Source organism: Brucella sp. (assembly GCF_032066345.1).
Taxonomy (GTDB): domain Bacteria; phylum Pseudomonadota; class Alphaproteobacteria; order Rhizobiales; family Rhizobiaceae; genus Brucella; species Brucella pseudogrignonensis.
The window spans coordinates 168,734-181,704 of sequence record NZ_DAMBKZ010000010.1; the positions used below are offsets into that span (position 1 = coordinate 168,734).

Below are 12,971 nucleotides of genomic sequence, written 5' to 3' on the forward strand. Positions count from 1 at the left end.
AATTAAGGAATGAGCACTGTCATGATGGCCACTACGTCCAAAAATGCCAAAATAACGGAACGTTCGACGCACAATTTAGTTGGTTGGGTTTTGCATAATGTGGTCTGGATATGGCTGGTAGCACTGGTTCTAGGCTTTGGATTGTTCAATGAATTCTTCCTAACCGTGATGAACATGCAGAACATCATGGTTCAGGCGACTGTTCTTGGCATGCTTGGGCTTGCCGTAGCGCTTCCACTGCTTGTTGCTGAAATCGATTTGTCTATTCCAGCAAATCTGGGCTTTTCTTCAGCGATTGGTGCGCTGGCTTATTCCAGTCTCGGCCTTCCTTGGTTTCCAGCAATGCTGATTGGTGTGGCAGTTGCAACGCTTATCGGTTTTTTTAATGGGCTATGCATAACCAAACTCCGCATGGTCTCTTTGATCCAAACCTTGTCGATGATGATTATCCTGCAGGGAGCTCTTCTTGCGTTGACGCAAGGGAAAACGCTTACCAACCTATCAGATGGCTATGTCTGGATCGGGCAGGCTTCGATTTCAGGTTGGCCGGTAATGCCGCTCATTTTCGTTCTTGCACTGGTGGCCATCGGTGTTTTGTTGCGTATGACCGTTCTTGGGCGCTCGATCTATGCAGTGGGTGGTAACCCCCAGGCATCGAACTCAGCAGGTATACGTGTCGACCGCATCAAGATTGTCGCCTACACGATTTCCGGTTTTTTGGCCGGGGTTGCTGGATTTCTTTTGGCGTCATGGCAGATGGCAATAACTTCCAATCAAGGTTCGAGCTATCTGCTCTATGCAATTGCGGCACCAATCATCGGGGGAGTGAGTGTTTTTGGTGGGCGTGGTAATGTGATCGGCATTCTTGGTGGTGTGCTTCTTCTGACAGTTATTCAGGTAGGGCTTGCTATTATCAACATCCCATCTTTTTACGTGGGAATGATCGGTGGCTTTATGATCTTTATCGCTGTGGCAATTGACGCGATACGAGTGCGCTACTTTGCCTGATCGCCTTTAACATATTGCCATGTCGTAGAATTGAAAATTATGCCTGAACTCGTTGAGAAGCTTCGCGATATCGTCGGTCGTCGATATGTATTAACCGGTGATACGCAAACCCGTCAGTTTCGCCGAGGATATCGTTACGGCGGTGGCGATGCGCTGGCTGTTGTACGTCCCGGCACACTGTTGGAGATGTGGAGAGCCCTGCAAGCTTGCCACAAAGCGGGCACAATCATTATCTTCCAGGCCGCTAATACTGGTCTAACTGGCGGCTCTACACCCGTACCTGAGGGTTATGACCGCCCGGCTGTGATCATTAACACGATGCGTATCCGACACTTGAATTTGATTTCTAACGGTACTCAAGTGGTTGCCCAACCAGGTGTAACACTCGATCAACTCGAAAAAACACTACGTCCGATCGGAAGAGAACCTCATTCAGTCATTGGATCGAGTTGTATAGGTGCATCCGTTACCGGCGGTATTTGCAACAACTCTGGAGGTTCTCTCATTCGCCGAGGGCCGGCTTATACAGAGCTTGCTCTTTTTGCTCAGATCGACAGAGACGGTGATCTCAAGCTGGTCAATCACTTAGGCATAGAACTGGGCGAAGCTCCTGAAGACATTCTAACGAGATTGGATAGTGGAGCGATTTTGGAGCGTGACGTTGTTACGTCGCCCGAGTTTCACGCGTCCGATCACGAATATTGCAACCATGTAAGGGATATTTCTGCTTCGACCCCTGCGCGCTATAACGCGGATCCAAGACGGCTCTATGAAGCTTCTGGTTCTGCAGGAAAGGTTGCTGTTTTCGCACTACGAATAGATACCTTTCCGGCTGACGATCAGACACAGGTATTTTATATAGGAACCAATGATTCCGCAGAGCTGGAAAATATACGTCGAGATATTCTTTCTGAATTTGCTAATCTTCCAATTGCTGGCGAGTATATGCATAGGTCTGCTTATGATCTGTCTAGGCTCTACGGCAAGGACTTATTTCTGTTTGTTAAAAAGTTCGGGACAGATCGGATTCCTAAAGCCTTTGGAATGAAAAGCCGCTTTGATGGTATCACTGAAAAGTTAGGATTGGGCAACGGTTTGAGTGATCGAATCCTGCAATTATTTACCAAGATATTGCCCGAACATCTGCCTCAAAGATTAAATGAGTTCCGTGACCGCTACGAGCACCATTTGCTTCTTAAAATGGGAAATGAAGGTATTGAAGAGGCACGCCGATATTTAACCTCCCACTTTCCGACCACGCATGGGGCTTATTTTGATTGTAACGACGAAGAAGGAAGAGCAGCTTTTCTCAATCGCTTTGCTGTAGGCGGGGCTGTTGTTCGATATAGGGCCGTGCATCCGCAAACAGTGGAAGATATCGTTGCCCTTGACATCGCTTTACCGCGAAATACCCTCGATTGGTTTGAGCAACTACCTGCTGAAATCGCCCAGAAAATTGATGTGACTATGTATTGCGGGCACTTCTTCTGCCATGTCTTGCATCAGGAGTATCTGGTGAAGAAAGGAGAAGACTGTAGCGCCATTAAAGAGACGATCCTTAAACTTTTGCAAGAGCGTGGTGCTAAGTATCCGGCGGAACATAATGTAGGTCATCTCTATCACGCTGAAGACAGCCTAAGGCAGTTCTATCAGGAATTGGACCCAAAGAATTCTTTCAACCCCGGCATTGGTGGTTTGACAAAACTTCTAAACTGGCAGGCACCAGGAACTCAGTCGAAGCAATTCACTCAACCTTAAATCAGGAGATATGAAGGATAAAATTATATAGCAACTATGTTGCCCATTGATCTGCTGTGCTGAGCAGCATGCAAATGCGTTTAAAGCTATCATTTGCACGTTTGCTCATGTGCCGCGCTCTAAGATAACCGTGAACAAGTTGCGGCTCATTGATGCAACAAGCAAATACTCCGGCATTGAGAAGTTCTGCAACGTAAACCGGTCCGTCATCACGCAATGGATCAACGTCAGCTGTGATTACCCATGTTGGAGGAAGGTGGGAGAAGTTTGCGCTCTTTGCGGGTGCAATTTCGCTTTGTTGATCAGAACTGAGATTATCATCGCCGACATAAAGTGGCTTATAGGCTAAAATGTCTTGTGTTCGTAGCAACGGAGCTTCTGCATTCTCGCTGTAGGATGGTAAGCTATGATCCCCAGTCAGTGAAGGGTAAATCAAAATTTGTCCGCGTGGCATTGGACCATTTAAGCGTTTCATGCGCGAAGAGAGAGCTGCACATAAGTTTCCGCCGGCACTGTCACCCATAATAATTGTTGAGCGACCATCAGTTGTGATCTCTCGCCAAACTCGTTCGACATCGTCAATTTGCGCCGGGTATTGATATTCCGGCGCCAACCGATAGTCGACAGCTATTACTTCTAAACCGCTAACATCGCATAATTCTGCACAAACATCATCATGGCTTTCAAGTGATCCGACGACATAACCACCGCCATGCAAATACATAACTTTAGTGGCGGTGGCTTCATTCGTCGGACCTGCATTCTTTTTGCGATAGTTTCGCACCGGCACGCCATCAATATGGCGGTCTTCCGTCTCGACATTTGCGGGGCAGGGCCTGCGGAAGACTGCGCACATCGTATTGTAATAACGGCGGTTGTCTTCCGCTGTCGCGAGATTAGCATCTGCCGGATAGCTTTCTTCGGTTTTTTTTACGAAAGCCAGAACCTCAGGATCACTGATCATTTTCATAGAGACGAACTTTCACGAGCGGGACAATAACGAAGACGCTTCAGTTTTTTGCAGGCGCGATGTTAACCAATCGGGGTCCATCTGCGGCACCGACGCCAGCAACTCTTGTGTATAGGCTTGCTTCGAGTCATTGAGGACTTCCCGCACAGGCCCTTGTTCAATGACAAGCCCTTTCTGCATCACGACACATTCATCGGCAATTGCTCGCACTGCAGCAAGGTCGTGGGTAATAAATAGATAGGAAAGATCTTTTTCTTGCTGAATGCGCTGTAGCAATTTCAGAATTCCTTCCGCCACCAATTGATCAAGCGCAGATGTTATTTCATCGCAAATGATGAGATCAGGCTCTGCTGCCAGAGCTCTGGCGATGCCTATCCGCTGTTTTTGGCCACCGGAAAGCTCGGACGGTAAGCGATCAAAATATGTTTTAGGCTCCAGTTCCATCTGCAACAGCAGTTCCTTGACCCGATCATCACGGGCGCGACCTTTTAAACCCAGATAGAATTCCACCGGCCTGCCAATAATTTCGCTGATACGCTGTCGAGGATTGAGCGCTGTATCCGCGCTTTGATAGATCATCTGAACTTGCTGCAACTGTTTTCTGGAGCGCTGTTTATAGCTCACGGCCAATGTTTGGCCCGAAAGACATACGTCGCCCCTGCTACGCTGTAACAAACCCGCAATCACGCGTGCTGTCGTCGACTTTCCTGATCCAGACTCGCCGACAAGCGCGACTGTACGGCCTTTATGTAGTGTGAAAGTGATATTATTCAAAACATGCATTGCACCGTAAAAAGCATCGACTTTATCGACTTTCAGCAGCGGTGTCGTTCCAGCAGTTACTGGCGGCTTTTCAACGGCTTCCATATCACGGACCGACCACAGACTGCGGGTGTAGTCTTGCCTGGGCGCGCTCAACATGGTGCGCGTATCTGTTTCTTCGACCTCGCAGCCTTTCAGCAATACCTTGATGCGATCTGCCATCTGAGCAACGACTGCAAGATCATGGGTGATGTAAATGGCGGCAGTATTGAAGTTACGTACAGCGTCACGGATTGCTGCAAGAACCTCGATCTGGGTGGTCACATCAAGTGCAGTAGTTGGCTCATCGAAAATTATCAGATCGGGCTTGCAGGCCATCGCCATCGCAGTCATGGCGCGTTGAAGTTGTCCGCCGGAAAGTTGATGTGGATAGCGGAAACCAATAGCACCTGCATCAGGCAGTCGCATGCGTTCGTACAATGCTACCGCCTCTCTTTGTGCTTGTGCCTTGGTCATTAAACCATGTGTCAGAGGGGCTTCTGCATATTGGTCGATCAAGCGATGCATCGGATTAAAACTGGCCGCTGCCGATTGCGCAACATAGGCAACGCACTTGCCGCGCAGTTTTCGTAGTTGCGTTTCGCTTTTGCCTCTCAATTCCGTACCGTCGAAATTGATCGATCCGCCAGCAATTCGACAGCCATTTCGCGCAAACCCCATGGCCGCAAGGCCGATGGTAGACTTTCCAGCGCCCGATTCACCTATAAGTCCGAGGACTTCTCCGCGTTTGAGATCGAGATCGACGCCGTGAACGATTGGATTCCAGCCTTGTTCCCCCAAAGCCTCAATCCGGAGGTCACGTATTGTCAGCAGGGTTTTATTGTCTGAAGCCATTTGACTACTCCTTCAACCCGCTTGCCCGATGCAGCAACCAGTCAACAACAAAGTTCACAGCGACCGTCAGCACCGCAATCGCTGCCGCAGGCAGGAGTGGGGTGATATCGCCGAATGAAATTAGCGAAGCCGTATCCCGCACCATACCGCCCCAATCAGCTGTCGGTGGCTGCAACCCAAGACCGAGAAACGATAGTGCGGAAATGGAGAGAAACACAAAGCAAAAGCGCAGGCCGAATTCTGAAATGAGTGGAGTTGTGATGTTGGGCAAGATTTCCCGCCGGATGATCCACCATTGGCTTTCACCACGCAGCTTTGCCGCCTCGACAAACTCCATCACTGTTACGTTCATTGCTACGGCGCGGGTGAGGCGAAATATCCGCGTGGCATCCAGCACGGCGATAATCAGGATCAGATTGACGACACTGATGCCAAAAATGCTGAGCAACAACAGGGCAAAAATTAATTGCGGGATAGCCATCATGATATCAACAAGGCGTGACAGAAGCTGATCGAGCCAACTACCATTGGTAGCACTAACCAGCCCTAATATGCCCCCAAGGCAGAAAGCAAGTACAGTTGTTGCAAAGGCGATGCCTATGGTGTTGCGCGCGCCATAAAGCAGACGTGAGAACACATCGCGCCCCAGATTATCAGTCCCGAGCAGAAAATCGCTGCTCCAGGGTTCAAACTCGCCACCCACGACCTGTTGTTCGGGATGGGGGGCAAGCCATGGGGCAAAGAATGCCACAAAGGCATAGATTAAAACTAGGACAATGCCGATACGCGCTGTCCATGGCATTTCACGGATGAGTTTTATAAAGGGGTGTGTCATGCCTTGTCCTCTCACCGCGGATGCAGAATGCGGGGATTGGTGGCGACGGACAGCACATCGGCCAGCATGTTGAGAAGAATATAGATCGACGCGAAAATCAGACAGCAGGCCTGCACCACGGCGATGTCTCGTTTTGCAACTGAATCGACCATAAGCTGACCCAGCCCGGGATAAACAAATACGACTTCCACAACAACAACGCCGGTCACCAGATAGGCGAGATTGAACGCAACCACATTTACAATTGGAGCGAAGGCGTTGGGCAGGGCATGGCGCAGGATCACCTTGAAACGCGATGTGCCTTTTAAACGCGCCATTTCGATATAGGGATTTGCAAGGAGATTGATCAGTGCAGCACGTGTCATGCGCATCATATGGGCTGTAACTACCAAAGTGAGCGTCAAGGCCGGTAAGAAGGCGGCGTAGAGCATCTGGCCAAGGCTCTCACCCGGATTAACGCGTGCAAGAGAGGGAAACCACGTCTGATTTACGGAGAAAAACAAGATAAGTATGTAAGCTACGAAGAATTCCGGAAAGGAAATGGAACTCAGCGTCAGCATATTGGCGAGCCGGTCGAACCAGCTGTTGCGCCAGAGAGCCGTCAGAATACCCAGAAGAATGGAGAGCGGAATTGCGATGGCAGCAGCATAGGCCGCGAGAAACAAAGTATTGCCTAGTCGCGCACTGATAAGCTCGGCAATGGGCCTTTGATTGGCAAGTGAAATTCCGAAATCTCCATGCAAAGCACCAGCAAGCCAATGAAAATAGCGGATCAGAGCAGGTTGATTGAGGCCGAGCTGCTCTCGCAGCGCTGCCAATGTTTCAGCGGTCGCATTCTGACCCAATATCTGCTGCGCCATGTCGCCGGGCAAAAGCTCAATTGCAAAGAAAATAACGATTGAGACGGCGAATAAGGTAAGTATACCCAGTCCCAATCGTTGCAGGATCATTCTGATAAGCGGATTCATGATTCCGATTACAGCCTCCACTGTCTGTTGAGCCCGTTACCAGTCTGATCAGATTGATAACTGGCTCTTACATTCCGACCGGATGTGCAATCATCTGAATGAACATCCATATTTCCCCGATTTTTATTGTCGATTATCGGGCAGGGGCTATTCTCCCACTACCTAACATTGGCAGATTACATTGTTATTCCGCCAATACCTTTTCCGGCAAAATCGGGTTTGTCCAGCTTGCGATGTTCGGCCCAAATAGCGGCGAGGCTTTCGTTGAGCACAGTTCCGAAAGTGCTTGCGCAGGATTTTTCAGTATCCACATGCAACGCCATATGCTCCGCGCTTGCCAGAAGGATATCGTCTTCGCCGCTGTAAAGCAGGTGGACGATCCGCAAACGCTTTTGATCAAAGCCCAGCAATTGTGTTGTCACCCGCAGTTTTTCCCCCATGCCAACTTCCCGCAGATGGCGGATATGGGTCTCTACAGTGTAGACTGAGGAACCGGCAGCAAGATAAGCTGCATCCATACCGATGAAGTTAAGGAATGCATCGCTGGCATCGCCGAATACCTGCAAATACCGACTTTCGGTCATATGACCATTATAATCGACCCAATCTTCCCGCACCCGGGCGTGATGCAAGGCCAGAGGCTGCGAAATATCGACGGAGACCGCCCCATGTATCGAGGCATTGCGGTCGTAGAGCGCTTTTTCATAATTGATCAGCAGCTCGCCAACACCCCAGTTGCGCGTCTTCTGCGCCTGCATGATGCCGACCAGATTGTCATCACGAATTCGCTCCAGCTCCCGGATTGAATATCGACCGGATTGCGCATCGGACTGATCGGCGATCATGGTGATGAGTTCATCCGTGAGTTCCGGAACATCCATGAGTTTTGTCCAGGGCCATGCGAGCGCCGGACCGAACTGTGATATGAAATGGCGCATACCAGCTTCGCCGCCAGCAATGCGATAGGTTTCAAACAGGCCCATCTGTGCCCAGCGCAAACCAAAGCCGAAGCGGATTGCGTCGTCAAGTTCTTCGGTGGTGGCGATGCCATCCTTGACCAGCCACAGGCCTTCCCGCCATACAGCTTCGAGGAGACGGTCAGCGATATGGGCGTCGATTTCCTTGCGCACAAGCAAGGGCTTCATACCGACGGCGCTCAAAAACGCTGTCGCTTGTGCAACGACATTTGCGCTCGTTTTTGCACTGGGAACCAGCTCAACCAATGGTAGCAAATAGACCGGATTGAATGGGTGGGCGACAAATATTCGCTCAGGATGTTTTGCGTTTTCCTGTAACTGAGTGGGTGTGAAGCCGGACGTCGATGAACCAATCAGTGCGTCTTTACGGCAATGTTTCTCGATTTCCGTATAGACCTTGTGCTTGAGTTCAAGGCGCTCCGGTACGCTTTCCTGAATGTAGCCGGCATCCCTCACTGCTTCTGCGAGCGTATCGGTAAACACCAATGTCCCACGGGGCGGCATGGGTGCCAGAAACAAGCGGCTATAAGCACGCTCCGCATTGGCTATGATTTCGCCAATCAGGCGCTGGGCCTGAGGATGGGGATCAAAAACGTTTACATTGATACCGTTGAGCAGGAAGCGGGCAATCCAGCCGCCGCCGATGACCCCGCCGCCAATAGCGGCGGCTGTTTTAACACCACGCATATCGGTCGCCTCAGGAGTTGTATTGGTCATAGGATGATCTCGTATGTTTGGTCCGGGCTGCTGCTTCAGCGAAGGGCGGGCCGTTATGAGTTACGACAGTGCGGCGAACGTCTCATCATGCGGCTGACCGGGTAGGGTTGCCGCATAATGAATTGCGAAAACACAGATGCTCAGATGGCACTCCACCAGCGTTCGACAATTTTCCAGCCGTCGAAGAAACGGTTGGCAGCTACCTCGCCATGAGCAACCTTTTCATTTCGGGCATCGATGTAATTGGCGAACATGGGAATGATCGTGCCGCCATCGTCGGATACAATCTGCTGCATTTCATGATACATCTGCGCACGTTTGCCATTGTCGAGTTCGGAACGGGCCTCAACGAGGAGCTTGTTGAACCGTTCGTTGTCCCAGTGGGCATCGTTCCATTCTGCACCCTTCGCATAAACGAGGGAGAACATGGAATCTTCCGTGGGACGACCGTTCCAGTACGAAACGCAAAACGGTTTCTTAGTCCAGATATTTGACCAGTACCCGTCTTCTGGCTCTCGCTTGACATCAATTTGGATGCCGGCTTTTGATGCAGTTTCTTGAAAGAGTATTGCGGCATCGACTGCACCTGAGAATGGTGCGTTGGATGTGAATAGCTGAACTTTGAGCCCTCCCTGCCCAGCTTTCTTGAGGTGAAACTTTGCTTTGTCGGGATCGTAGCTGCGTTGAGGCAAATCGGCCGCAAAGAAACGATTTGCCGGTGCGATCGGATGGTCGTTACCAATCCGGCCGTGTCCGCGGAGAATTTTTTTAAGCATATCTTCGCGATCAACCGAATATTTCAAAGCCAATCGTACATCGACGCTCTTGAAAGGATCAACATCACAAAACATAGGCATTGTGTAGTGAGCTGTCCCTGTTACCTCAACCAGGTGAATCCCTTTCTGCCTTTGCAGTAGGGGGAGTGTCTTGATGTCGATACCATTAATAACATCGACCTGATCTGTTATCAGAGCATTCTGTCGTGCAGTTGGATCATTGACAGTGAGAAGTTCGACTTCGTCAAACCAGGCGCGATCCTTTTTCCAGTAATCGTCCCGGCGTTTAAGGAGAATGCGCACACCAGGTTCATTGACTTCCAGCGTGTAGCCACCCGTTCCTATGCCCGACTTCCAGTCGAGTTCTCCCTTGCCGTTATCCTGCATGATAACGAGCTGATATTCGGCCGTCACAAACGGAAAGTCGGCGTTACCGGCTTTAAGTTCAAACACAACGGCATTCTCGCCGTCTTTGCGAATGTCTACGATTTCCTCGAGGATGGCTTTGGCGCTTGATGTGGTGTCCTTACCACGGTGATGATTGTAGGAAGCAATAACATCTTCAGGCGTCAGTTTTTTGCCATTAGAAAATGTAGCGTCCTTGCGCAGATGGAATGTCCATGTCTTGGCGTCTGGACTCGGTTCCATTCGTTCTGCTAGTTCTGGAACGATATTGCCACTCGCATCCACTTCCGCGAGGTTATTGCACACCCCACCCAACATGGCTGTTACAACGGGTCCCGCGGAATAAGTTGCAGGATCAATTGAATCCGATGTCGCGCCGCTCGCATGACCAATGCGAAGTCGTCCTCCGCGCTTTGGCGGCGGCACATCTTCAGCCCTGGCTGACAGGGGGGTTCCGGTTATTCCGCAAATCAATCCGGTTGCGGCTGCACCGTATAGAAAGTTTCTTCGGGTTATGTTCAGAATATGTGTCATGCATCGTTCCCCTTTTTTTTGTTTTTGGTGATGTCGCACTATTCAATTTTCTCAAAAAGATTGTTCCGGACCTCTTTAACTGATTAAGTTTTGTGATGAGGATTTCTCAACTGCGACAGGAGTTCTAATCACCAGCGTTTTTTCAACTTGAGCTTCTCGCGCACCTGCGCCGGCGACATTAGATTAGCGTTCATCGCAGACAGGATTGTCGCGGCACGCTCGACTAATTGTCCGTTTGTTGCGAGGTTTCCTCGGGATAACATCAGATTATCCTCAAGGCCTACGCGAACATTTGCACCCGTCAACGCCGCCATTGCCACAAAGGGAAGCTGCATGCGTCCAATGGAAAATGCAGAGTATGTCCAGCCTTGAGGCACATTATTGACCATAGCCATCATTGTGTTGGGGTCATCGGGAGCGCCATAAGGAATTCCCATACAAAGTTGGATCATGACTGGGTCATCGATCAGGCCTTCCTTCACAAGCTGCTTTGCAAGTACGAGATGCCCTGTATCGAACACTTCAATTTCCGGCTTTACACCAGCTGCCTGAATGCGGGCGGCCATGGCTCGCAGCATACCAGGCGTGTTTGTCATCACATAATCGGCTTCAGCAAAATTCATTGTACCGCAGTCAAGTGTGCAAATTTCCGGCAGTAGTTCTTCAACATGCACAAGGCGTTCGGTCGCGCCCACTATATCGGTCTGATTTTCATTAAGAGGTAATGGAGACTCGGGTGAACCCAACACAAGATCACCACCCATACCTGCAGTCAGGTTGAGTACGATATCCGTTCCACTGTCTCGCACCCGGCTCACGACTTCCCGATAATGTGCAGGGTCGCGCGAAGGGGCGCCGTTCTCCGGATTCCGAACGTGAATGTGAGCAATCGCTGCTCCAGCTTTTGCTGCTTCTACACAAGCCTCGGCAATCTGTTTTGGAGTAACGGGGACTTTGTCGCTTTTCTGTGCAGTTGCACCAGAGCCGGTCACGGCACAGGTGATGAAAACATCCCAGTTCAATTTGTTCTCCCTTGCCACCCCCGGGTGGCGAATTTCGTTCCCGCCTTTGCAGCGCTTTCTTGTGAGCACCATCAGCAATCGTTGCAGGCTATTTTGCGAATATGCTGACGATTCCCATCAGACATCATCTCGAGACTTGTCTTTACTATGTGATGTTTGAGAGTTAGATTAATTGCATTTTCTGCCAGAAACATAACTATAATTGCCAATTATGACCCTACGCTGCGGCTTTCTTCTCTTCAACGGTTTTTCTAATATGGTGCTTGCGAGCGCGATCGAGCCGTTGCGTGCGGCGCGTGATTACGCGGATCCCGAAGATTACAGCTGGCAACTGTTAAGCATTGACGGGGCTGATGCAAAGAGTTCGAGCGGGCTATTTCTACGAGCGGACACAAGTCTTGAAGATGCGCGCAATTTGGATGTCCTGTTTCTTGTTGCCGGATATGGTGCGCGTCGTCATGCGACACCAGCTGTAAGTAAAGCGCTGCAATTGGTGGAGCGACGCATTCCTCGGTTAGGTGGCCTCGACTGCGCCCCGTGGATTCTTGCAGCTGCAGGTCTTCTCGATGGGTATCGCTCCACAATTCACTGGCAAGAGTTGAATGAATTCGCGGAAAGCTACTATGATATCAGTGTGTCCACCGATCAGTATGTTATTGATCACAGCAGGATTACTGCAGGTGGGGCTTCGACGGTCAATGCATTAATGCTCAAACTGATTAGCGATCACGGTGGCAAAGCTTTAGCATTCGATGTGATGAATATGTTCGCCTATGATGCACGTCAAACAATACGTGGTGGAGACAATACGAAGGGACCTGCATCGCAGCTGCAGTCGGTTAAAATGCAGGCCGTACAATTGATCCGTGCCGTGGCAGCGATGAATCGCAATATCGAAAACCCCTTGCCGCTGAGCCAAATTGCTGATCATGCTGCTGTTTCGGAACGAACTTTGGCGCGGCTTTTTACGCGGGAGTTGGGCATTGGACCTGGCCATTACTATCAAAGAATTCGTCTAGACATGGCGCGTGCGCTTGCAGAGGAGACTTCGCTAAGTGCAGGCGAAATTGCAACGCGTACGGGTTTCAGCACAGCATCCTCGCTATCTCGGGCGTTCGCAGCCCACTTTGGCTGGACAATACGCGCGAGTAAAAGCCATCGTCGTGGTTGAAATCGACAAAGACGATTTAGCGCGCCTAGCGCAAAGTTAAGCGCGCTATCTTTGGTGCGGGCTTAATATTCGTTTATCCGTCGTGCTGTGCAATCTTTCAACCTGCCTGATTGACGGTAATTGCGATCATGTGAAGAATGTCATCGGCGCTACATCCGCGTGAGAGGTCGTTGG

At 50.3% G+C, this 12,971-nt stretch carries 10 protein-coding genes; 3 read left to right on the plus strand and 7 right to left on the minus strand.

All coding sequences use genetic code 11. The annotated features are described in order from the left end of the window. Positions 1 to 9: 9 nt before the first annotated feature. Complete coding sequence (locus tag RT142_RS14405) at positions 10 to 1,008, plus strand: ABC transporter permease (RefSeq protein WP_105519824.1); 999 nt, start codon at positions 10 to 12, stop codon at positions 1,006 to 1,008. A 39-nt stretch (positions 1,009 to 1,047) separates the two neighbouring features. Further along, positions 1,048 to 2,766: a D-lactate dehydrogenase gene (gene dld, locus RT142_RS14410; protein ID WP_105519823.1), complete on the plus strand. Its 1,719-nt coding sequence runs from the start codon at positions 1,048 to 1,050 to the stop codon at positions 2,764 to 2,766. A 34-nt stretch (positions 2,767 to 2,800) separates the two neighbouring features. Here dld and RT142_RS14415 read toward each other — a convergent pair whose 3' ends face one another. From RT142_RS14415 to RT142_RS14445, 7 genes are all read right to left on the minus strand, one after another. Further along, positions 2,801 to 3,736, minus strand: a complete 936-nt coding sequence (locus RT142_RS14415) for an alpha/beta hydrolase (protein WP_235820933.1) — start codon at positions 3,734 to 3,736, stop codon at positions 2,801 to 2,803. Between the two features lie 12 nt (positions 3,737 to 3,748). Beyond that, positions 3,749 to 5,392, minus strand: a complete 1,644-nt coding sequence (locus tag RT142_RS14420) for an ABC transporter ATP-binding protein (RefSeq protein ID WP_313029498.1) — start codon at positions 5,390 to 5,392, stop codon at positions 3,749 to 3,751. A 4-nt stretch (positions 5,393 to 5,396) separates the two neighbouring features. Then, complete coding sequence (locus RT142_RS14425; protein WP_153223382.1) at positions 5,397 to 6,227, minus strand: ABC transporter permease; 831 nt, start codon at positions 6,225 to 6,227, stop codon at positions 5,397 to 5,399. 11 nt (positions 6,228 to 6,238) lie between these two features. Further along, a complete protein-coding gene (locus RT142_RS14430; RefSeq protein ID WP_105519821.1) occupies positions 6,239 to 7,195 on the minus strand; it encodes an ABC transporter permease in 957 nt (318 codons plus the stop codon). A 176-nt stretch (positions 7,196 to 7,371) separates the two neighbouring features. Beyond that, positions 7,372 to 8,859 carry a carnitine 3-dehydrogenase gene (locus tag RT142_RS14435; protein ID WP_313029512.1) on the minus strand — a complete coding sequence of 496 codons (1,488 nt, stop codon included), beginning with the start codon at positions 8,857 to 8,859 and terminating at the stop codon, positions 7,372 to 7,374. 170 nt (positions 8,860 to 9,029) lie between these two features. Further along, positions 9,030 to 10,604: an ABC transporter substrate-binding protein gene (locus RT142_RS14440; RefSeq protein ID WP_113158975.1), complete on the minus strand. Its 1,575-nt coding sequence runs from the start codon at positions 10,602 to 10,604 to the stop codon at positions 9,030 to 9,032. Between the two features lie 128 nt (positions 10,605 to 10,732). Continuing rightward, positions 10,733 to 11,626: a 3-keto-5-aminohexanoate cleavage protein gene (locus RT142_RS14445; RefSeq protein WP_105519820.1), complete on the minus strand. Its 894-nt coding sequence runs from the start codon at positions 11,624 to 11,626 to the stop codon at positions 10,733 to 10,735. A 211-nt stretch (positions 11,627 to 11,837) separates the two neighbouring features. On the opposite strand from RT142_RS14445, the gene RT142_RS14450 reads away from it, so the two are divergent. Continuing rightward, on the plus strand, positions 11,838 to 12,797 hold the full coding sequence (locus RT142_RS14450) for a GlxA family transcriptional regulator (protein WP_105519819.1): 960 nt from the start codon (positions 11,838 to 11,840) through the stop codon (positions 12,795 to 12,797). Positions 12,798 to 12,971: the final 174 nt, after the last annotated feature.